Here is a 19,740-nt window from a genome sequence, read left to right as displayed (position 1 = left end):
CAATCCGGTCGGATACCAACGTTCACCACTCGGTCGTTGTTAGAGCCGTTCCATTCCGGTGCGCCGCGATTTGCGACGATGAATGAATGTCGGACCTGTCTCTCGCCTTCGCCCTAGCGGCGGGCGCCGTCGCCGCGGTCAATCCTTGTGGTTTTGCCCTTCTGCCGATTTACGCCGGATTCTTGATCAACCCCGCCGATGGGGACGGCGGTCGTTCCCTGCCACGCACTCTCGCGCGCGCGGTCCTGTTCACTGTGATCATGTCGCTCACCTTCGCGCTCGTTTTCGGAGCGTTCGGGCTGGCGTTTTCCGTCGCGGCGAGCCAAGTGGTCTCCCCTACCTGCCATGGGTGACCGTCGTGGTCGGCATTGCCGTGGTGGGAGCGGGACTGTGGATGTTGAGTGGACGCGAGCTTTCCGGATTCGTTCCCCGCCTTGGTGGGCGTGAGATCAAACGTTCGGTCGGGTCGATGTTCGTATTCGGATTCGTCTTCGCTCTGGCATCCCTGTCGTGCACGATCGCCCCGTTTCTGGCCGTGGTAGCGCAGACCTTTCGGCAGACGAGCGTGCTGGGAGGGACGCTGGTCTTTCTCACTTACGCGCTGGGTATGAGCCTGGTGATCGGGATCGTGTCGATAACGATCGCACTGGCACGCGAAGGTCTCGTGCACTGGCTGCGGCGCCATACCGCGACCATCATGCGCTTCGTCGGCGTACTTCTGATCATTGCGGGTCTGTACGTCGCCTACTACGGCTGGTGGGAAATCCAGACGCTGAACGAAGTGGGTAGCGACGACCCGATCATCGAAGCGGCGGCATCGATACAGCAGTGGTTGGCCGAACAGGTCAATCGCCTGTTGGGAAACTGACCTGCCCCTCGGCAAAGCTTTGACACCGTATCAGTACAGGTCCGAGACGCTGGAGTCCAGTTCCTCACCGCTGAGGGTGCCGGAATCGACAACCTCGCCGTCGGCATCCAGGACGACGTATTCGGACTGTGAGGTGACATCGAACTTGACCCACAGGTCTCCGGCGTCGTCGTCCAGGTGTGTGACGTCGCCGGTATCGGTGGAATCAATGAAGTCCTGCATGTCGTTGCCCGAGTTCAAACCCGCGATGCCCACGATGTCAATGGAATCGCCGTGATCGGAGTGCAATTGCCGCACATCGGGTCCTTGCGCGCGACACTTAGGGCACCAGGAGGCCCAGAACCACAACACGGTCGGGGACCCCTGCAACTGTGCTCCGTCGAATTCCTCGCCGTCAACCGTGGTGGCGGTGAAATCGTACGCCTCAACGGTTGGAGCCGGGGCGTCGCTTGACCCGGTGTCCGAGGACGACGATCGATCGTTCTCCTCGGCGGACGAGTCGGGAGATTCCGCCTCACCCCCGCCGCAAGCCGAAAGCGCGAACATCGCCGTGAGGGCGAATGCCAGGGATTTACTGAACAGTCGAGATCGTGTCGTCACGTTTGTCGCCTCCGGTCCTGTTTAGGGTGGTGTTTATGGCTGTCTATCGACGGAACTCCATGGTTTCAGTCTAGTCGATCTGCCGTGAACCCGACGGAATGGCAATCGAGGAGCTCCCGGTCGTAATGAGCCGTGCCGATGAAAAGCCGCTCCACATCCCTTTGGCGCGGCTCGAGTATCGAAGCCACGGATGTGGAGGAGTTCATTGGGGAGGCGGCTGACGGTATCCGTTTCCCTTATTGAGGGTGTTCAGGTGCAAGGTATTCGTGTTGACTCGCGTTCGCGGAGGCTGGAGAACATCGTGCGACACAGCTTAATCTGGGTACATGAATAACAGTGACCAGCCGAGAATCGATCGTATGGCCGCTCGAGGCATCTTGATGGATCCGCAGAATCGGATATTGTTCGTCGGTGGCTACTTTCCTAAGGAAGGGCGAGTCGTCTGGGAGATACCAGGTGGCGGTGCCGATACAGGTGAATCGTTGTGCGATACGGCAGTACGCGAAATTTACGAGGAGTGCGGACTGAAATTGGCGTCTGAGGACGTCACCGGTCCGGTCGCCATTGACGTCTTCCAGAACCATGATGCGACATTTCACCAGGAAAATCACTACTTCTTCTGCCGCGTCCCGTACTTCAAACCCGTCGTATCCGGAGGAGACGCCTATGAGCAGGATTTCGAGTATCGGTGGATACCGGCAACGAATGTGTTCCACGAACCCCACATTCGACTGGACCCCGAAATGCTTGAGGTGTTGAAAAATTTGGGGTCAAACGATATTCCCAGGCAGCCAGTACACTGTGGAATTAATACCCGAGCTTTGGGAAGGGTTTAATCCCAATCGTTCAGAGAGTGCCGATGATCCTGGCCGGCATCGGTCACGTCTAAGAGGTTGCTATGGGGCCGTCCACGCAGTGACAACACTCGGATATCCGGTTGTCGTCGGTGCCCGGGGCTATGCTTTGGCGATGGGTATTAAAAGAGTCGTTCCCAATGTCCAAGTGGACGACATGGAACGCAGTCGCGCTTTCTATCGGTCGCTGGGTTTTACCGAAGTCATGAATCTGGGCTGGATCGTCACCTTGGCTTCACCGGACCAAGCGACCGCACAGATCAGCCTTTTCACCGACGATAAGACGGGACCCGTGGTTCCTGATGTGAGCATTGAGGTCACCAATGTTGATGAGCTCTATGCGGAGTCGATCGCGGCCAACGCTGACATAGTGCACCCCCTGACCGATGAGGACTGGGGAGTGCGGCGGTTCTTCGTGCGTTCACCGGACGGGCAGGTGGCGAATATTCTGCAACATCGCTTAATCCATTGTCACCGCCGCGAATGAGCCTGTAGGCCGGTACGGTGGCCGAGGTGATGTCCTCGACCTCGGCCACCGTCCCGCGATTAAAACGCCGCCAGTACGGAACCGTCGTATTCCTCGGCGAGGAAGTCGGCGACTTCATCCGACTGGAGCAGTTCGACCAGCTTCTGTACTTGTTTGTCGTCCTCGTTCTCCGGAGTGGTCACCACGAAGTTGGCAAAGGGGTTGTCTTCCACCGTTTCACTGGCGAGCGCGTCGTCCTCCGGGTTCAAATCGGCCTCGAGCGCGTAGTTTCCGTTGATGACGGCTCCTTCCACACTGTCCAGCGAACGTGGCAGTTGTGCCGCTTCCAGTTCGGTGAACGTGAAGTCGTGTGGGTTGGAGGTGATGGTGTCCACCGTGGCGCTGGTGGCGTCGATTCCTTCCTCCAGTTCGATCAACCCGCTGTCGGCCAAGAGTTGCAAGGCACGTCCACCGTTGGTGGTGTCGTTCGGGATGGCGATTTCGGAACCGTCGGACAGTTCGTCGAGGTTTCCCGCGCCCTCCGAATACAGCCCCAACGGTTCGATGTGGACGGGAGCGACGGTTACCAGTTCAGTGTCGTTCTCCGAATTGTAGTGATCGAGGTAGGGCTGGTGTTGGAAGAAGTTGGCGTCGACTTCGCCTTCACTGGTCACCACGTTGGGTTGAACGTAGTCGTTGTAGGTGACGATGTCCAGCTCCAGGTCGGCGTCCGCGGCGAGCTCGTCGGATACGTATTCGAGGATCTCGGCGTGCGGAACGGTGGTGGCGGCGACGGTGAGTGCGTCGCCCGAACCCTCGCCGTCTTGGCCGCAGGCGCTCAGTCCGAGTGCGGCGACGGGGAGGACGGTGGCGGTGGTGATGAGTTGACGTTTCATTGTGTACTCCTGTTTTTGGGTAGGCGGTGCCAAGGCACCGAGTAATTGCGGGTTTTTGCGGTGGTTAGCGGCGGTCGAGTATTTTCGCGCTGCGATCGCCGATGAATTGAATGATCTGTACGCCGATGACCAACAGCACCAGCGGAAGGATCATGTATTCGGTTTGGAAACGTTGGTAGCCGTCACGGAAGGCCAGGTCGCCCAGTCCGCCACCGCCGATCGTTCCGGCCATGGCCGAGTAGGCCACGATCGTCACCACGGTGACGGTGAATCCACGGATGAGACCCGGCGTGGCCTCGGGAAGAATGACCCGTCCGATCAGTCCGACGGTGGTCGCGCCCATTGATCGTGCCGCTTCGGTCAATCCGGGTGGCACTTCGAGGAGGGCGTTTTCCACGATGCGGGCGAAGAACGGTATCGCGGCCACGGAGAGTGGAACGATGGCGGCCGTGGTTCCCAGGGTTGTTCCCGCTACCAGTTTGGTGAACGGGACGATCGCGACCATGAGAATCACGAAGGGGGCCGACCGTCCGATGTTGACGATGGTTCCGAGTGGGAAATTGACGATCCGGCTGGGTCTGGGGCCGGAGGTCGACGTCAGATACAGCAGGACGCCCAACAGTAGGCCGCCCAGCAGGGTCCACAGGCCTGACCAGAGCGTCATCTGTATCGTCTCGATGCCGGACTCTTGCAGGTCGGGCCAAGCGTCGACGGTGAGTGTCCACCAGTGGCGCAGGGTCTCCATGTCAGTTGACCCCCTGTACCGTCTCGCCCAGCAGGCGTGCCGCCGCTTGGCGTGCGTTGGAACCGAGTCGGGTGTCGGGATCGGCCAACAGGCGGTCGACCTCGCCGGTCTCGATGATTGCTCCTTCTTCCATCACCGCGGCGCGATGACAGATCTGAGCGATGACCCCCAACTCGTGGGTAATGAGCACAATGGTCAGTCCAAGGTCGCGGTTGAGCTGTTTGAGCAGCTCTAGAATCTCGTCGGTGGTATCGGTGTCGAGTGCCGAGGTGGCCTCGTCGGACAATAGAACGTCCGGATTGGTCGCCAGCGCTCGTGCGATGGCGAGACGTTGCCGTTGTCCTCCGGACAGTTGCCCCGGGTAGGCACGTGCCTTGTCGGCCAAGTCGACGCGTTCCAGAAGCTCCAGCGCCCGCTTTTTACGTTCGGTGCGTTTGGTGCCGTTCAGCCGTAGCGGAAGGGCCACGTTCGACACGGCATTGCGGTTGGACAGCAGATTGAAATGCTGGAAGATCATGGCGCTGCTCTGACGTTGGCGCCGTAGCGACCTGGGCTTGAGTTCGGCGAGGTCGACACCGTCGACGGCGATGGTTCCGCTGTCGGGGACGGCCAGGCGGTTGAGGCAGCGCAGAAGGGTTGATTTACCTGCTCCGGAGCGACCGAGTATGCCGAAGACCTCGCCGCGCTCGATGGTCAGGTCGATTCCGTCGAGGGCGGTGACGTCGCCGAAACGTTTGGTGACATTGGTGAGCGTGATCATGGATTTCCTGAGTTCGATAAGGACGTGAAATCACGAGGTGTGATCTGACGATAGACAGATATCGCTTCGGGGCGCGATCCGGTAGATGTGGGCCCTCAGGAAAACATTCGCATGGCGCAGCACATCATGCCGGCGCGACGGCCGGTCATCTGAGAAATGTGCTGAGCGTTCATTGCCTATAAGTGAACCAGCGAGACCGGCTCATCGCCAATGGATTGAGGGGTAGGACACAGCAATCGACGTGCTTTATGACCGTTTGCGGTCTAACGGTCCTTTCAGCACGAATGAGCCGGTATGGGATTGACATTCGGATGTCACGGGTGAGATACCGTTACGGACATGGTCAATTCCCGCCCTGTGGAGACGTTCGTCCTGTCCAACGGCCTCCGCGTCATTCTGGCTCCTGACCACTCCGCCGCGGTGGCGGCGGTAGCGGTGGTCTATGACGTGGGGATGCGGTCTGAACCGGAAGGACGAACCGGCTTCGCTCATCTTTTTGAGCACATGATGTTCCAAGGTTCCGCGAACGTGGCAAAGGCCGAGCACATGCAGTTGGTGCAGGCGGCCGGTGGTCAGTTCAACGGTTCCACCCATGTCGATTACACCGATTACTACAATGTCGTTCCCGCCAACGCCTTGCGGCGGGTGCTGTTTCTCGAAGCCGACCGCATGGCCGGTCCCGCCGTGACCAGGGAAAACCTGGACAACCAGGTGGACGTGGTCAAGGAGGAGATCCGGGTGCGGGTGATGAATCAGCCGTACGGCGGTTTCCCGTGGACAAGGCTTCCGCAGGTCATGTTTGAAACCTTCCCCAACGCTCACGACGGAATCGGTTCGTTCTCGGACCTCGAGGCCGCTACGGTCGACGACGCCCAGGATTTCTTCGACACATACTATCCGCCGTCGAACGCGGTGTTGAGCATTGTGGGCGATTTTGACATCGCCGAGGTCACGTCATGGGTCCGTGAGTATTTCGAGCCTATCCCCGCACGGGCGACCCCGGCCCTGCCGGAATTGAACGAACCCGACGCCGCCGGCGGCCGCTGGGAGGACTATACGGACGCTCTCGCTCCGTTGCCGGCGTTCGTGTCCGCTTGGCGCACTCCTGATCCACTCGACGACCTGGACGGTTTCCTGGCCCATGTGGTCCTCACCGATATGTTGGCAGACGGAGAAGCCTCCCGGCTGGTGCGACGCCTGGTGCAGGACGAGCAGAAGGCGACGGAGGTCGGATCCTACGTCTCGGTCATGGGAGAGCCGTACGCCACGCGTGGTCCGGCTCCGTTCCAGGTGATCGGGTTCCTGCCGCCCGGCGGTAATGTCTCCGAGGTCGTCGACATCGTCGACGAGGAAATCAAGTCGATCGCCGATTCCGTGGATTACGGCGACCGCGACCGCGTTATCCGCCGTGCCCAGGCACGCTTCCTGCGGGCCGCCGACTCACCGCTGGCACGTGCCCGGAACTTCGCGACGGCACAGATTTTCCACGACTCACCGGAGTTCATTCACCGTCTCCCCGACCTACTTCGTCGCGTGGACAATGACGCGGTCTCCGAAGCCGCCCGGCGACTCACCGCCGACCGTAGAACCGTTCTTGAAGTAAAACCGGGAGGGGCACAGTGACCACGACGATCATCCCAGAGCTGGGGCCGGAAACCAGTCTGCCACTGCCCGAACCGTATCGGGCCGAGCTGGACAATGGGCTGCGTGTGGCGGTATATCCCTTTCGGGACACCGGCTTGGTGGACGTCCGACTGCGATTCAACGCCGCCTACGCCAATATCGCCGCCGCGGATCTGTTGACCGCGACGTTCCTGTCCGGGACGGACGAATGGAGTCAAGCCGAATTGGCGGCTCGATTGCAGAGCTTGGGCGCCACGGTCGGAGTATCGTCCTCCAGCGACCACCTCACCTTGAACGCGAGTGTGCTGTCCGAGTACACGACGAAACTGTTCGAGATCCTCGCCCACGTGTTCACCGGCGCGACGTATCCCGACAGGGAGTTCGGAACCGAACGCGCTCGCATGGTGGACTCGATTACCGTGGCGGAACGGGAACCGAGCTATGTGGTGGGTAAATTGCTGCATAAACGGCTGTGGGACGGTCATCCCTACGGCTATCAGGAACCGACGAGCGCCGAAGTGTCGGACGTGGCCGCCGACGAGGTGCGCCGTTTGCACGACGAACGGCTTCGCCCTGGGGCGGCCGAGCTGACAGTGGTCACCGCAGCCGATCCGAGTGAAGTGGTGCGGCAGCTGAACGCCGTCTTCTCCGACTGGTCGGGGAACAACGACACTGACACGATCGCTCCGTTGCCGCCCTGGAAAACCGGGCCGATCGTCTTGGGAGACCGGGATAACGCCGTCCAGTCGGCCATCCGCGTCGCGACCCCCACAGTGGGTCGCACTCACCCGGACAACGCCGCCATGCAGTTGGCGAACCTGATCTACGGCGGCTATTTCTCCTCACGCCTGACGGCGAACTTGCGGGAGGACAAGGGATACGGGTATTCACCGCGCTCTTCGATCCAGCATCGACCGGCCGGTTCGGTGCAGCTGAGCGTCGTCGACGTGGCCACGGAGGTCACCGCTGCCGCGCTGGAAGAGACCTATGCCGAACTGGACGGCATGTCATCCAACCCACCCAGCCAGGAGGAACTCGACCAGGCGCGCCAATATGCCTTGGGAAACTTGAAACTCGCCCTCGCCGGTCAAAGCGGATTGATCGGGTACGCGAGTAACTTGGCGGCGAATGGTTTGTCGCTCGACTGGCTCAAAGGGCACACCGAACGTCTCCAGCGGGTGACGGTCGACGACATCGTGCGCGTCAGTGCGGAACGGTTGAATTCTCGCCGGGCGGTCACCGTCGTATCCGGTGACGTGGCGGCGATAAGCGGGGAACTGCGCGCCCTCGGTTCGGTCGAGGAGGTGTGATGGACAGTCCCTTTCCGCCTTCCCCATTGGACTTCGACGGCGAACGGCGTAAGGATTCCGTTCAACTGGAAGCCGCTTGGGAAAAAGCGGAGGTGATCGCCGTCGATCTGAACGAGGAGACGTTCACGGGAACCGCTGGAGGTTTGGAATACCTCAGCCCGGATAAAGCTCCGGAGGGACGACGCGTGTTCCTGGGAACCGGAAACAAACCGGTGTTCGCGGTGTTCACCTCCCTTTCCGATGGAGTGAGACTACGTTCCAGCCGAACGCACTGGTCCGACGTGGACGTGGCAGTCGCCATGGAGGCCTTGGCCGTCGGGCAGTGGCACGAACGGCATCGATTCCATCCGCGAACGGGCCTACCCCTATCCGCCGACGAGGGCGGTTGGGTATTGCGTGATACCGAAGGAAACAGCCACTTTCCACAGATCAGCCCGGCCGTGATCACGTTGATCCACGATGGCGCTGATCGCGTTCTTCTGGTCAAACACGCCCATGGAGCCCTGAACCGAAAACGTCGTTTCGCGCTCGTGGCGGGTTTCGTCGATCCGGGTGAAAGCGCCGAGGATGCGGTGATCCGCGAAATAGGCGAAGAAGTCGGTCTGGAAGCGTGGAACCTGAAGTACCTCGGTTCTCAACCATGGCCTTTTCCCGCTTCCCTCATGTTCGCCTATACCGCTCAGGCCGATCCGGAGGCGTGTCTGCAATTGCAGGACAGCGAGATCGCCCAAGCACAGTGGTTTTCCCGGGCTGAAGTCGACGAGATATTCAATGCCGCCGACGGTTGGTGGGGTCAGGGTTTCATGCGTTCCTCGACTGCGTTGCGGATCGTCAATCACTGGTTGGGAAATGAAACGTCGTACCGGTAAGGCGGCGTTGAGACGGAGATACAAAAAGTGCCCTGAGGATGGATCCCTCCTCAGGGCTATTGCTTGGTGATCACCCCTCGAAATCACCAAGCAAGCTTATGCACACAACTATAGATCATTACGATAGTCGGTTGTAAGGGGGTATCGGGTAAATTTTCCCAGTTGTGTTAAATGCCGAGTTTTTCCTTGACTTGACCAATCGTCGGGTTTGTCAAGGCCGAACCGTCCGCGAACCGAAGGGTCGGCACGGTCTGGTTTCCCCCATTGGCGTTCATCACCCAGTCGGCCGCCCCAGGGTCGTTTTCAATATTGGTCTCGGTGTAGTCGATTCCGGCGTGCTCCATGGCCACCTTGAGACGCTTGCAGTAGCCACACCACGTGGTCGAGAACATTTCCACCATCGGTTTACTCCTCCTATCGGTCTGAAGTCATTTCGGCAACGAATGTCGCGGTACGGATATTCCGCCGACTCCCGATGGTGGCACTGAAGAGACCGACTGCACATCTCACGTGGATGCCATACTCGCTCTGTGGCTTCTCGCGATGAACAATTGACCGCACTGGTGGACCGGCTCGACGACGAACAGCGGGCCGCTGTGACCGCCGAACCGGGACCGGTGGCGATCCTGGCAGGTGCGGGGACCGGTAAGACACGAACCGTCACGCATCGCATCGCCTGGCGAGTCGTACGCGGCGACCTGCTGGGACAGCATGTAACCGCCGTCACGTTTACCGCTAGAGCGGCAGGGGAGATGCGGGACCGCCTCCGACAATTGGGAGTCACCGGAGTCAATGCCCGTACCTTTCACAGTGCCGCGCTCCGGCAGTTGCGGTACTTCGGTGCCAAACGATTCGGCGGGGCGATTCCCGACTTGATGGACTCCACGGTCAAATTCGTCTCCATCGCGGCGGCCCGAGCCGGAGTCGACACCAACCGACCCAAAAACCTCGACTTGGCGGCCGAAATCGAATGGGCCGCCTCCAGCCTCATCGGGCCGGACCGATACGTGGCGGCGGTGGAATCAATGGGACGTGACAGTCCAATGAAACCGATCGAGGTGGCCAAGGTTTACGCCGCCTACGAAGAGGCCAAAGAACGGGCCCACGTCATGGACTTCTCGGATGTGATCGCACATACCGCCGATCTCATCGAAAACGATGCCGCCGTCGCCGACCGTATCCGAGGGCAGTATCGCTTCTTCGTGGTCGACGAATACCAGGACGTCACCCCACTACAGCAGCGGCTGTTGGACGCCTGGCTGGGAGAACGCGACGACATCACCGTGGTCGGGGACGCAAGCCAAACCGTCTACAGCTTTACCGGTGCCACCTCCGATTATCTTCTGGACTTCACTCGACGCTGGCCGGAGGCACGCCTGATCAGGCTCGAACGCGATTACCGCTCCACCCCTGAGATCGTCGGCCTGGCCAATAAAGTGATTTCCAAGGCCTCCGGTAAAGAAGCCGCCGCACGCCTGGAACTGGTAGGGCAACGGGAGAGCGGCCCGGAAGTCACCGGGGACGCCTACAGCGACGAGGCTGAAGAGGCCGATATGGTGGCCCGGCAGTGCGCTCGCCTCGTGCGTGAGGGAACCCCTCCGGGGGAGATCGCGGTGCTGTATCGGACGAACGCTCAGTCGCAAATGTATGAAGAATGCATGGCGGAGTACGGAATTCCCACCGTGGTCAAAGGTGCGGGTCGATTCTTTGCCCGACCCGAAATACGCCAGGCCATGGTGGCGTTGCGGTCCGCCCTGAATACCGACGTCGCGTCGCTTCCACTGCTGGAAGCGGTGGAACAGGCTTTGGAGGCGACCGGGTGGCGGCGCGGTAGCGTTCCCAGTGGTGGTGCGCAACGTGAACAGTATGAAGCGATCATGGCCTTGGTGCGGTTGGCGGAACAGTTTTCCGAAGGAGATCTGTCGACCTTCTGTCAGGAGTTGAATCGACGTGCGTCCGAACAGCATGCCCCCCAGGTCGACGGGGTGACCTTGGCGTCCCTGCATGCGGCAAAGGGATTGGAATGGGACACGGTGTTCCTGGTGGGACTGGCCGACGGCACACTTCCGACCACCTTCGCGCGCAGCGACGCGGCCAAAGAGGAAGAGCGCCGTCTCCTGTATGTGGGTGTCACTCGGGCACGCCTGCGTCTCCACCTGTCGTTCGCGCTGTTGCGGCAAGGGGGTGTTCGGGAACGACGTCTCTGTCGTTTTCTGCGCGATGCGGACGTATCGGGATTTCCGCGCAGTGTCACACCGAAGAACGAAGGTTCGGAGTCGAAAGTAGCTCGCAAGCGTCCGATCACAGTGGTGTGTTCGGGGTGCGAGAAACCCCTGACCGCCGCTCGTGACCGTAAACTGGGACATTGTGAAGATTGTCCATCCACAATGGATGAAGAATTGCACGAGCGACTGACGCAGTGGCGTTTGGAAACGGCCCGTCGAAGCGGAAAGCCCGCGTTCACGATCTTTACGGATGTGACCTTGACCGCAATCGCAGAGCGCTCCCCGGCCTCGAATGAGGAATTGTCTGAGATCTACGGCATAGGTAAGTATAAACTGGATCGTTTTGCTGAAGCAGTGTTGTTCCTGGTCAATGGGGGATCTGTGGCAGAGGCCGTGGAGTTGCCGGACGATTCCTAACCGCTTCGTAGGGAAGGCCGGAGAAGAATTCGGTCCACGATCGCTGAAAAATGCGTTGCACATGTCAGACCATGGGCGTAATGTTGCGTTCATCGGGACACGGCCTCCGGTCATGGCCTGGTCCGGGCGGTAGAGCCTGGGAATGTAAGGGCGAACTCGTGGCGTGACAGTCATGGGTGGCCAAAAAATAATCATGTGATGGAAAGGGGTGAAGACCAGTGGAGATCAACACAATAATTCAGAACGGCGAACTGAACCGGAATGTTGAACCAGTGCGTCCGAAGCCCCTGACGGCCGACGGCGTCGCCGTTCAGCATGATTCGGTTTGGGCGACAAGTCTCGTCGACTCGAACCCGGCTCAGAATTCCGCAGTCATCCAAACATGCATCACGGTGCGTCCTGGGGCCGAAGTGTGTCTCGCAGGCGGAGTGAATTCCGGCGCCTCCGTGAACACCGGTGAGGCTGACGGTAAAGCCGTTACGAACAACCGCATAAACGCAGGACTCCCAGTACTTGCAGCTGGGGTTCGCCAGCACCGTCGCGGGAAGCGACCGCCTCGAAAGCGAATTTGGTCTATCTGACCGAGTGACCTTCGAGGCCGCGAATCCCGCCACCGGGATCGCGGCCAATTTTTTGTCCCAATCCCGGTCGGATCGAGATGTATCGGTTCGAGACCGGTTCCACGGCGCATCACCGATCTCTGCGGCACAACCGAGGGCGACGGCCCGGTGTGACAGCAGCGTGACGCGAGAACACGACTCGAATGACCCCCGATCCCGCCATCGTCCTTAGGTAGAGCGAACAGCGATGCGACCCAAAGGTTGCGTCGATTCGAATACGACGTATGGCCCCGAATCCGAACGACGACGAATCGTGAAGACGGATACGTGATTAGAACAAGTCGATTGCGACCACACACTCACTCGGAACCACAAGTAACGACAGACAACGAGACGACGACATCCCGGAAGGAAGTCTCACGAATGCAAGCCGGCCGCAAGGAACAAAACCCGTCCATGTCAGCGGTTATGAACCCCAGCCTCTCCGGCCCCGAACTTGTCGCCCAGGCCGCCTCGGAAGGAGGCGACCTACCGTGCCGCGAATACGATGCCGACCTCTGGTTTTCTGAAACACCACACGAGCTCGAATTCGCCAAGTCATTGTGTGCGGACTGCCCCGTACGCCTTGAGTGCCTCGCCGGTGCGGTGGAACGGTCCGAACCCTGGGGCGTCTGGGGTGGAGAAATATTCGAACGAGGCACGGTCATTGCCCGTAAAAAGCCTCGTGGCCGTCCGCGGAAGAACGCGGTCAGTGCCGAAGCCGAAGCAGAAGCGCAGCTGGAACAGCGTACGCGCGAATTGGAACTGGTAGGAGCGAAAGTAGCATGAGTCTCGACGAACTCACTCTGCATCTTAAGCGAGATGTAGATATAACAGCATATGAAATTGAAGCATCACAATCGACTCCGGCGACGAACCGGATGATCGAAACGGTCGTGACGGCCTTTTCTCGACTACGGATGCGTAGTATCTGGAAAGAGCACCACGACCATATCTGACGCGCTGTCATAGTGCGTTGGCCACTTAAAGCCTGTCGGCGACCTCTGGAAGGTCGCCGACAGGCTTTTTCAATGTCCGCATCGGTTACGAATATAGGTGTCGCGATAATGCCGGGTAGTCAAAACCCGGAACCCATTGCCGCACAATGTCATTCCAATCCCCGGTGGCCTCCAATTGACAGAGAACTCCGATCGATCCCAATGTGACTCGGTGGATCAACAGATAATCCGGCGGGAAGGACAATTGCTTTCCCACCCGAGCGGCATGTGAACCGGATGAGGTCAGCCGTGACGACTCGTTTCGCAACCAGTCGCGGTCGAAGGTGAATTCACCGCCCCGCAACGGCTCCAGCATGGGCGTGAGATAGTGCAGTATCTCGTCGGAGGTAATGTCCAGGTCCGAGGGAATGAAGCCTTCCTCACGGAGGCCGGCGACGACTTCGTCACCACGCTCATGCAGAGTCAACGACGTCAGACGGCCGATTTGAGGGGGAATACCGTCCGGCAGACGAGCGACCGCCCCGAAATCGTAGGCGATCAAACGACCGTCGTCGGCCACGGCGAAGTTCCCCGGGTGCGGATCGGCGTGCAACAATCCGGTTCGTGCGGGTGCCGAAAAGTGAAAGGTGGCCAGCGCCCACCCGGCGCTGTCTCGTTCACTGGGGGTGCCGTTCTTAATGATCTCGGCCAACGGTGTGCCCTCCACCCATTCGGTAACGAGTACCTCACTGGTGGAGTAGCGGACGTCTGGAACGAGTAGCTGATCGTCCTCTTGGAACTCACTCACAAAGGTCCGCTGCGCCTCGGCCTCGTACTCGTAATCGAGTTCCTCCAAGATCCGTTCCTGGAGTTCCTGGATGATGGCTTTGACGTCGAAATTGGGTTGCAGGGTCTTAAACAGGGGAGCGATGCGCGTCAGTTGCTTCAAGTCGCTCTGCAGCGCCTTTCCGGCACCCGGATACTGAATTTTGACCGCGACCTCGGTACCGTCGTGCCATATGGCCCGATGGACCTGGCCGATCGAAGCGGCGGCCGCCGGTTGGTCGTTGAACTCACGGAAGAACCCACGCCAATCCTCACCCAAGTTATGGTGCAGGACTCCGTGGACGCTCTCGGCGGGCAGGGGAGGCGCCGAATTCTGGAGCTTGGTCAGGGCGTCGCGATACGGCTTGGCCAGATGCTCGGGGAGAGCCGCCTCGAAAATCGACATGGCCTGACCGAGCTTCATCGCGCCACCCTTGAGCTGGCCGAGAACCCGAAAAAGGTGATCGGCGGTCTTACGCTGTACGTCCTCGCCGAGAATCTCGTCCGCAAATCCAGTGATCCTTTTGCCCATCCCCACCGTCGCTCGACCGGCGAGCCCCAGCGGTAGGGACGCCAACTTGAAGCCACGCGACAGGGCGCGCTCGGGGAGACGGGAGTTCTTGCTGTCGGGGTGGTCGTTTTCACTCACGGTTCTTACCTTACCGCTCTGGCGGTTCACAGCACATTGCCTAGTACTACAACTGCCGATCGTGCTTTTTATACGGTGAGTGTTCGCCTCTTCGCTTGTAGTTTCTGTCTCGTGCCGTTTTCATGAGAGGCAGGTGTGATCGCCCTGGGAGGAAGGGTTGACGGCGCAGATTCGAAGACGAGCTCCTTGTGCAGGTGAGAGATTGTCTGATTCGGTGGATTTGTCTCACGATCAGAGAGTTCGGAATTGACAGAACCAAGGTGGATTCTGGTTCGCTGCGTGACCGACGGTGTGATGGAGGTCGTAGTCCTCATGGGCGATGTGGGAAATCAGCACACGGGGCGATGCGGGGGAGATCGCCGAGACCGAGCATTGAGTCATGTTCGGAAATCACAGGGGTTTCTTTAAGAAACTGATGGGCGCCTTGGCGGTCGCGGCGTCGATGACAGCGTTGGTCGTACCGGCTTCGGCGCAGGCGGATGAAGCGGACGGGGTCTGGGAGACGGTACGGTCCTTCGTGGAGAGGGAGATGGAGGCGAGGGACGTGCCTGGCGTGGCGGCGTCGCTGGTCTCGAGCGAGGGCGTGCTGGAGTCGGAGGGGTTCGGCCTGGCTGATATGGACAGTGGGGACGAGGTCGACGCCGCCACGACGCGCTTCTCGCTAGGGTCGGAAGCGAAACTGTTCACGGCGCAGGCGGTCCTTCAACTGGTGGAAGCCGGCCGGGTCGACCTGGATGCGGACGTGAACGAGTACTTGAAGGGGTTCTCGATTGAGGACACGTATCCGGGGAGGCCCGTCACAGTGCAGAACCTGTTGACGCATACGGGAGGTTTCGACGACGACCATTTCATCGGTTCCGCGGTGGAGTCGGGCCCGATTCCACCTCTGGCTGAGGCGGTGGAGGACACGCAGCCGGAGAGGATCCGCCCGCCCGGTGAGTCCGTGTCCTACGACAATTACGGGTTCATGCTGGCGGCATACATCGTCGAGTGTGTGACGGGGGTGCCGTACGAGCAGTACGTGCGGGAGAACGTCTTCGAACCGCTGGGGATGGCGGATTCGTCGGTGAAGGTCCCGTATGACGAGGAGACGGAGTCGAACATCGCCACGGGCTACATTCGGGGCCGGGAGGGGCTGCGTCCCACGGGAGCCCGGTACGGGGTTCAGGCGCCGGCGGGCATGGGCCCGGTGGCCTCGGGCGATGACATGGCGGTGTACCTGGCGGCCATGATGGCGCGGGACGAACGGCTGGGAGAGGGTGTGGCGGAGCAGATGCTCACGCGCCAGGCCGCCAGTGCCCCTGGGCTGAGGGGCATGGGTTTCGGCTGGGAGCAGAGATCGGTGGAAGGCCATGACGTGTGGTACAAGAGCGGCGACGTGCCCGGTTCCCACACCGGCATGGCGATCATCCCGGAATTGGACCTGGGATTCCATATCGCGTCGAACGCGGAAAGCGAGGAGGGCGGCGGGATTGGCCCTTCCGACCTGCTGGAAGAGATCGTTACCGAGCACCTTCCCGCGTTGGAGCCACCGACCTTGGAAGCGGTGGAGGGTACGGATTCATCGCAGTACGAGGGCTACTATCTCAACAGCCGGACAAGCGAGAACGGGTTCACAAGGATACGGGCGTTCCTGGACGGCCCCGTGCACGTCGAGTCGCTGAGCGACGGGCGGATCGTCACCGAGGGCCTGTTCGGCGAGACCGTGGAGTGGACGCCGCTCGGAGACGGCCGGTACGGGCAGGAAGGTACGTTCCGGGAGCTCGTCTTCACCGACGGGGACTCGTTCGCACTGGACGGGGGACTGGCCGTCCATGACAAGGTCTCCTGGCTCCACCATCCTGCCCTGTACCGAGTGCTGGTCGTAGCCGCTTTGATCGCGGCGGCGGGGGTCTTCGTCGGCGCGACGGTGGCGCTGGTGAGGGGGAAGTTGTCATTGGAATGGGCTGTGGCCGGTGTGAACGCTTTGCTGGCGTTGGGATTCGCGATCATCATGGCGGTGGTGCTTGCAGAGGGCAAGTTCGCCTTCTTGGTCGCGCTGGTGACGGCCGATCCGGTCCTGATAACGGCCCTGGCACTGGCGAGCCTGACGGTGCCGGTGACCGTGGTGCAGGTAGTCCTGGCGGTTCGGGGCCTGGTCAGGAAGCGGGGGCCACTGGCCGGGAGGATGTTCTATATCGCGGCTACGCTGGGAGCGTTGTCGTTCACGGCGTTCTGCTTGGAGTACAACATTGTGGGCCCGCCGTTCACGTAGGGGATCGTCGGCAGGGATGGAGAAGAGCATGTCGGACAAGAGGTTTGGACGACCGCCTGAGTGGGCGGTGGACGCCGGGACGGTCCTGGCGGTGCTCATTGCCCACGCCCTGCCGTTCCTGGTGACGACGAGGACGGCGGCACCGGAGGCCGGTTGGACGCCGGCGCAGTACCTTCCCGTATTGCTCATTTCGGTACCGCTGTACTGGCGCCGCCGATATCCGCTGGTGGTACTTTCATTGGTCCTCCTGGGGTCGGGCCTGTATCTCATCCCGGACCCGGACACCGCACCGCAGCCGATCGCCTACGGGGTGTTGGTCGCGCTGTACTCGGTGGCGGAGGACAGGAGGGCCGCGGTCCGACGAGGGGGCCTGGCGATCCTGGTGGCGGCGATGCTGATCCAGGTCGTCGATGTGGTCCTCCACCAGCCGAGCCTGGAGACGGCGTCGCGCTCGATACTGCTGCTCGTGGCGGTATGGTTCCTGGGCAGGGCGGTCGCGGGAAGGCGAGAGCTCACCGAGAGGGAACGTGAGGAGCGGAAGAGGGAGGCCGGGCGGGCGGCTGTGAGGGAGCGCGAGCGCATCGCCCGCGACATGCACGACATACTGGGTCATACGGTCAGTCTGATGGTCGTGCAGGCGGAGTCCGGCCCCCTTGCGGTGGAGAATAATCCGGCGAGGGCTGTGGCGGCGTTCGACGCGATAGCGGACACGGGACGGACGGCGATGGATCAGGTGCGGTCGCTGGTGAACCTGTGGCAATCCGGGGAACTTCCGGGATTGGTGGACATTCCGAACTTGGTGAAGAGTGCCCATGAGGCCGGCGCGAAGGAGGCGAGGCTCGTGGTGTTCGAGGACGGTGTGGTGTCAGCGCAGGCGGGAGCGGTGGCACACCGAGTAGTCCAGGAGGCGCTGACGAATTTCCTGCGGCACTCAGAGGGATCGGTCGCCGAGGTGGCGGTGAGGGTGGCCGGACGCCGGGTGACAGTGTCCGTAGACGACAATGGCGGTGCAGAGAAGGTCGTGGAGGGCAATGGGTTGCGCAATCTGAGAGATCGGGTGGAGTCTGGGGGTGGCGAGTTCCGCGTCGCGTCGCACGGCGGTTTCTCGGTCACGGCAGAGATTGGGGAACCGTCATGACGGTCAGGGTTCTCGTCGTGGACGACCAGGAGCTGATGCGATCCGGTTTCTCCTTGATCATCGACTCCCAGGAGGACATGGAGGTCGTCGGGGAGGCCGAGAACGGAGTCCGGGCGCTGGAACTGGTGCGAGAACTCAGTCCCGACGTGGTGTTGCTGGACATACGCATGCCGGAACTGGACGGCATCGAGGTGCTCAAGAGGCTGGCGGACCGGCCGGACACCCGTGCGATCATGTTGACGACATTCGACGACGACGACTTCGTCTACCGCTCGCTGGAAGCGGGGGCGGCCGGATTCCTGCTGAAAGACGCCCGCCGTGACGACTTGTCGCACGCGGTGCGAGTGGTGGCGGCAGGGGAGGCACTCTTGGCGCCCAGCGTGACCCGCCGACTCGTCACTGATGCGGTGACCAGACGCGCGAGGAGAGGCAACACGCGGGCGCTGCCGGAACTCACCAGCAGGGAACGGGAGATGCTCGTCCTGATCGCACGCGGCTTGTCCAACACGGAGATCGCTGAGGCGGAGCACGTCAGCGCGCACACGGTCAAGACCCACGTGTCCAAGCTGCTTTTCAAACTGGGGCTGAGGGACAGGACCCAGGCCGTCATCGCGGCGTACGAATCGGGACTGGTAGTGCCGGGCGGACCGGCCGGCACCTGACGAGGGACGAATGCGCGCAGATTTTGGCGGACAAGGGCTTTGAAGAACCGGTTAAGCTGCGATTGGTGTACATGCTCATGCACGCAGAGCTGATGATGGGGCTGTGGACGGGCGAGGCACTCACCGTGGATCTGGAGTAGCGGTCAGCCTGACTGGGAGGTGCGGAACGCCAACGGGGTCTTCCCGGTGTGCTTGGCAAAGAATTTGGAGAAGTTCGTGGGGCTGGAGAAACCCAGCCGGGAGGCGATGGCGGCGGCCGTCTGATCCGAGTGCGCCAGAAGCCGGCGCGCCTCGAGGGCGACGCGGCGGTCGATGAACTCCTTGGCGCTCAGGCCGGTCATGGAAGTGGTGGCGCGCGAAAGGGTGCGAGTGGAGTAGGACAGGCTCTTCGCGTAGTCCTCGAGCCGGCGGGTTCGGGCGAAATCCCGTTCTACGGCGGCGTCGAAGGCGAGGAAGACGTCGCAGGGCCGGGGCAGGTCGGCGGGCGCGGACACGGCGGTCAGGTGGAGGAGGTAGGCCGACACGGCGTCGGTGAGGATGCGGACCCGTACCTCGGGGGCGAACGTGGCGGTCAGTGCGTACTGGTCCAGCAGGCGCGACGCGGCGTCCCGGAGGTGCGAGCGGTGGGGCTCGGGCAGGGGCCGGACGACGGGCATGTGCGGATCGGTCGACCGCGCGAGGGAATGCGCGGCGGGTGGGAGGAACCCCTCCTCGAAGAGCAGGACGAGGCCGTCGAGCCCGGTGATGTCGCCCCACTGCTGGACCTGGCCGGCCCGGATCCACGCCGTCCCGGACGGTGTGAGGACTTGGTCGGCGAAGTCGACGGTGAGGGGCAGCGCCCCGGAGTCCAGGGTCAGGATCGTGTGGAACGACGTCCGGCGGATCTCCCGGAAGTGGGCGGGGTCGGCGCGCAAGCGCAGCTCGGCGAGGGAGAGCACCTCGAACCCGGGCACGGCGTCGGGCGATCCGCAGAACTGCAGCTCCGGGATCTGTCGTGTTTTGACCATGGCAAGTCCTGAAATAATCTCGTTGAGGAGGGTCG

Annotated in this window: 19 protein-coding genes; 12 read left to right on the top strand and 7 right to left on the bottom strand. The window is 61.3% G+C overall.

The genetic code is table 11. The annotated features are described in order from the left end of the window. Positions 1-86: 86 nt before the first annotated feature. Both HALAL_RS18780 and HALAL_RS16420 read left to right on the top strand, forming a co-directional pair. Complete coding sequence (locus tag HALAL_RS18780) at positions 87-353, top strand: hypothetical protein (RefSeq protein WP_051462699.1); 267 nt, start codon at positions 87-89, stop codon at positions 351-353. Further along, positions 350-868 carry a cytochrome c biogenesis CcdA family protein gene (locus HALAL_RS16420; protein WP_051462696.1) on the top strand — a complete coding sequence of 173 codons (519 nt, stop codon included), beginning with the start codon at positions 350-352 and terminating at the stop codon, positions 866-868. The genes HALAL_RS18780 and HALAL_RS16420 overlap by 4 nt, the downstream gene beginning before the upstream one ends. Before the next feature lie 30 nt (positions 869-898). Here HALAL_RS16420 and HALAL_RS0102380 read toward each other — a convergent pair whose 3' ends face one another. Further along, positions 899-1,468, bottom strand: a complete 570-nt coding sequence (locus HALAL_RS0102380; RefSeq protein ID WP_025272467.1) for a TlpA family protein disulfide reductase — start codon at positions 1,466-1,468, stop codon at positions 899-901. A 326-nt stretch (positions 1,469-1,794) separates the two neighbouring features. Between HALAL_RS0102380 and HALAL_RS17270 the strand changes: the two genes are divergently transcribed. Together HALAL_RS17270 and HALAL_RS0102370 are read left to right on the top strand one after the other, a co-directional pair. Then, entirely contained in the window at positions 1,795-2,304 is a 510-nt protein-coding gene (locus tag HALAL_RS17270; protein ID WP_025272466.1) for an NUDIX domain-containing protein, read from the top strand. A gap of 133 nt (positions 2,305-2,437) precedes the next feature. After that, positions 2,438-2,809 carry a VOC family protein gene (locus HALAL_RS0102370; protein WP_025272465.1) on the top strand — a complete coding sequence of 124 codons (372 nt, stop codon included), beginning with the start codon at positions 2,438-2,440 and terminating at the stop codon, positions 2,807-2,809. A gap of 59 nt (positions 2,810-2,868) precedes the next feature. Here the strand turns inward: HALAL_RS0102370 and HALAL_RS0102365 are convergent, their stop codons facing one another. From HALAL_RS0102365 to HALAL_RS0102355, 3 genes are all read right to left on the bottom strand, one after another. Next, positions 2,869-3,684, bottom strand: a complete 816-nt coding sequence (locus tag HALAL_RS0102365) for a MetQ/NlpA family ABC transporter substrate-binding protein (RefSeq protein ID WP_025272464.1) — start codon at positions 3,682-3,684, stop codon at positions 2,869-2,871. Between the two features lie 64 nt (positions 3,685-3,748). Further along, on the bottom strand, positions 3,749-4,429 hold the full coding sequence (locus HALAL_RS0102360; protein ID WP_025272463.1) for a methionine ABC transporter permease: 681 nt from the start codon (positions 4,427-4,429) through the stop codon (positions 3,749-3,751). A gap of 1 nt (position 4,430) precedes the next feature. Beyond that, entirely contained in the window at positions 4,431-5,189 is a 759-nt protein-coding gene (locus HALAL_RS0102355; RefSeq protein WP_025272462.1) for a methionine ABC transporter ATP-binding protein, read from the bottom strand. Between the two features lie 339 nt (positions 5,190-5,528). Between HALAL_RS0102355 and HALAL_RS0102350 the strand changes: the two genes are divergently transcribed. The 3 genes from HALAL_RS0102350 to nudC are packed head-to-tail and all read left to right on the top strand — an operon-like array spanning position 5,529 to position 8,991. Continuing rightward, entirely contained in the window at positions 5,529-6,812 is a 1,284-nt protein-coding gene (locus HALAL_RS0102350) for a M16 family metallopeptidase (protein ID WP_025272461.1), read from the top strand. Beyond that, on the top strand, positions 6,809-8,122 hold the full coding sequence (locus HALAL_RS0102345; protein ID WP_025272460.1) for a M16 family metallopeptidase: 1,314 nt from the start codon (positions 6,809-6,811) through the stop codon (positions 8,120-8,122). Before HALAL_RS0102350 ends, HALAL_RS0102345 begins: the two co-directional genes overlap by 4 nt. Further along, the gene (nudC, locus tag HALAL_RS0102340; RefSeq protein WP_025272459.1) at positions 8,122-8,991 is read left to right on the top strand and encodes an NAD(+) diphosphatase; all 870 of its coding nucleotides are present in this window, start codon (positions 8,122-8,124) and stop codon (positions 8,989-8,991) included. The genes HALAL_RS0102345 and nudC overlap by 1 nt, the downstream gene beginning before the upstream one ends. A gap of 167 nt (positions 8,992-9,158) precedes the next feature. On the opposite strand, the gene HALAL_RS0102335 is transcribed toward nudC, so the two are convergent. Further along, complete coding sequence (locus tag HALAL_RS0102335; protein WP_025272458.1) at positions 9,159-9,392, bottom strand: mycoredoxin; 234 nt, start codon at positions 9,390-9,392, stop codon at positions 9,159-9,161. A gap of 129 nt (positions 9,393-9,521) precedes the next feature. On the opposite strand from HALAL_RS0102335, the gene HALAL_RS0102330 reads away from it, so the two are divergent. Both HALAL_RS0102330 and HALAL_RS16410 read left to right on the top strand, forming a co-directional pair. Continuing rightward, positions 9,522-11,633 carry an ATP-dependent DNA helicase UvrD2 gene (locus tag HALAL_RS0102330; protein WP_025272457.1) on the top strand — a complete coding sequence of 704 codons (2,112 nt, stop codon included), beginning with the start codon at positions 9,522-9,524 and terminating at the stop codon, positions 11,631-11,633. A 1,028-nt stretch (positions 11,634-12,661) separates the two neighbouring features. Further along, positions 12,662-13,021 carry a WhiB family transcriptional regulator gene (locus HALAL_RS16410; RefSeq protein ID WP_025272456.1) on the top strand — a complete coding sequence of 120 codons (360 nt, stop codon included), beginning with the start codon at positions 12,662-12,664 and terminating at the stop codon, positions 13,019-13,021. Between the two features lie 255 nt (positions 13,022-13,276). Here HALAL_RS16410 and HALAL_RS0102320 read toward each other — a convergent pair whose 3' ends face one another. Continuing rightward, a complete protein-coding gene (locus HALAL_RS0102320; RefSeq protein WP_025272455.1) occupies positions 13,277-14,644 on the bottom strand; it encodes an ABC1 kinase family protein in 1,368 nt (455 codons plus the stop codon). Between the two features lie 379 nt (positions 14,645-15,023). On the opposite strand from HALAL_RS0102320, the gene HALAL_RS0102315 reads away from it, so the two are divergent. The 3 genes from HALAL_RS0102315 to HALAL_RS0102305 are packed head-to-tail and all read left to right on the top strand — an operon-like array spanning position 15,024 to position 18,698. Next, complete coding sequence (locus HALAL_RS0102315; RefSeq protein WP_025272454.1) at positions 15,024-16,898, top strand: serine hydrolase domain-containing protein; 1,875 nt, start codon at positions 15,024-15,026, stop codon at positions 16,896-16,898. Between the two features lie 28 nt (positions 16,899-16,926). Continuing rightward, entirely contained in the window at positions 16,927-18,036 is a 1,110-nt protein-coding gene (locus HALAL_RS0102310; RefSeq protein WP_025272453.1) for a sensor histidine kinase, read from the top strand. Next, entirely contained in the window at positions 18,033-18,698 is a 666-nt protein-coding gene (locus tag HALAL_RS0102305) for a response regulator (RefSeq protein ID WP_025272452.1), read from the top strand. The genes HALAL_RS0102310 and HALAL_RS0102305 overlap by 4 nt, the downstream gene beginning before the upstream one ends. 143 nt (positions 18,699-18,841) lie before the next feature. On the opposite strand, the gene HALAL_RS0102295 is transcribed toward HALAL_RS0102305, so the two are convergent. Further along, the gene (locus HALAL_RS0102295) at positions 18,842-19,705 is read right to left on the bottom strand and encodes a helix-turn-helix domain-containing protein (protein WP_025272451.1); all 864 of its coding nucleotides are present in this window, start codon (positions 19,703-19,705) and stop codon (positions 18,842-18,844) included. Positions 19,706-19,740: the final 35 nt, after the last annotated feature.

Origin of the sequence: Haloglycomyces albus DSM 45210 (genome assembly GCF_000527155.1) — a bacterium.
GTDB classification, from domain to species: Bacteria; Actinomycetota; Actinomycetes; order Mycobacteriales; family Micromonosporaceae; genus Haloglycomyces; species Haloglycomyces albus.
The sequence above is the reverse complement of the archived record's forward strand: the minus strand, read 5'-3'. Positions and strand labels throughout refer to the sequence as shown.

Coding starts and splice junctions, on each gene's coding strand:
- HALAL_RS18780 (WP_051462699.1), top strand. CDS start 87: ATGTCGGACCTGTCTCTCGCCTTCGCCCTAGCGGCGGGCGCCGTCGCC.
- HALAL_RS17270 (WP_025272466.1), top strand. CDS start 1,795: ATGAATAACAGTGACCAGCCGAGAATCGATCGTATGGCCGCTCGAGGC.
- HALAL_RS0102370 (WP_025272465.1), top strand. CDS start 2,438: ATGGGTATTAAAAGAGTCGTTCCCAATGTCCAAGTGGACGACATGGAA.
- HALAL_RS0102365 (WP_025272464.1), bottom strand. CDS start 3,684: ATGAAACGTCAACTCATCACCACCGCCACCGTCCTCCCCGTCGCCGCA.
- HALAL_RS0102360 (WP_025272463.1), bottom strand. CDS start 4,429: ATGGAGACCCTGCGCCACTGGTGGACACTCACCGTCGACGCTTGGCCC.
- HALAL_RS0102355 (WP_025272462.1), bottom strand. CDS start 5,189: ATGATCACGCTCACCAATGTCACCAAACGTTTCGGCGACGTCACCGCC.
- HALAL_RS0102350 (WP_025272461.1), top strand. CDS start 5,529: ATGGTCAATTCCCGCCCTGTGGAGACGTTCGTCCTGTCCAACGGCCTC.
- nudC (WP_025272459.1), top strand. CDS start 8,122: ATGGACAGTCCCTTTCCGCCTTCCCCATTGGACTTCGACGGCGAACGG.
- HALAL_RS0102335 (WP_025272458.1), bottom strand. CDS start 9,392: ATGGTGGAAATGTTCTCGACCACGTGGTGTGGCTACTGCAAGCGTCTC.
- HALAL_RS16410 (WP_025272456.1), top strand. CDS start 12,662: ATGAACCCCAGCCTCTCCGGCCCCGAACTTGTCGCCCAGGCCGCCTCG.
- HALAL_RS0102315 (WP_025272454.1), top strand. CDS start 15,024: ATGTTCGGAAATCACAGGGGTTTCTTTAAGAAACTGATGGGCGCCTTG.
- HALAL_RS0102310 (WP_025272453.1), top strand. CDS start 16,927: ATGTCGGACAAGAGGTTTGGACGACCGCCTGAGTGGGCGGTGGACGCC.
- HALAL_RS0102305 (WP_025272452.1), top strand. CDS start 18,033: ATGACGGTCAGGGTTCTCGTCGTGGACGACCAGGAGCTGATGCGATCC.
- HALAL_RS0102295 (WP_025272451.1), bottom strand. CDS start 19,705: ATGGTCAAAACACGACAGATCCCGGAGCTGCAGTTCTGCGGATCGCCC.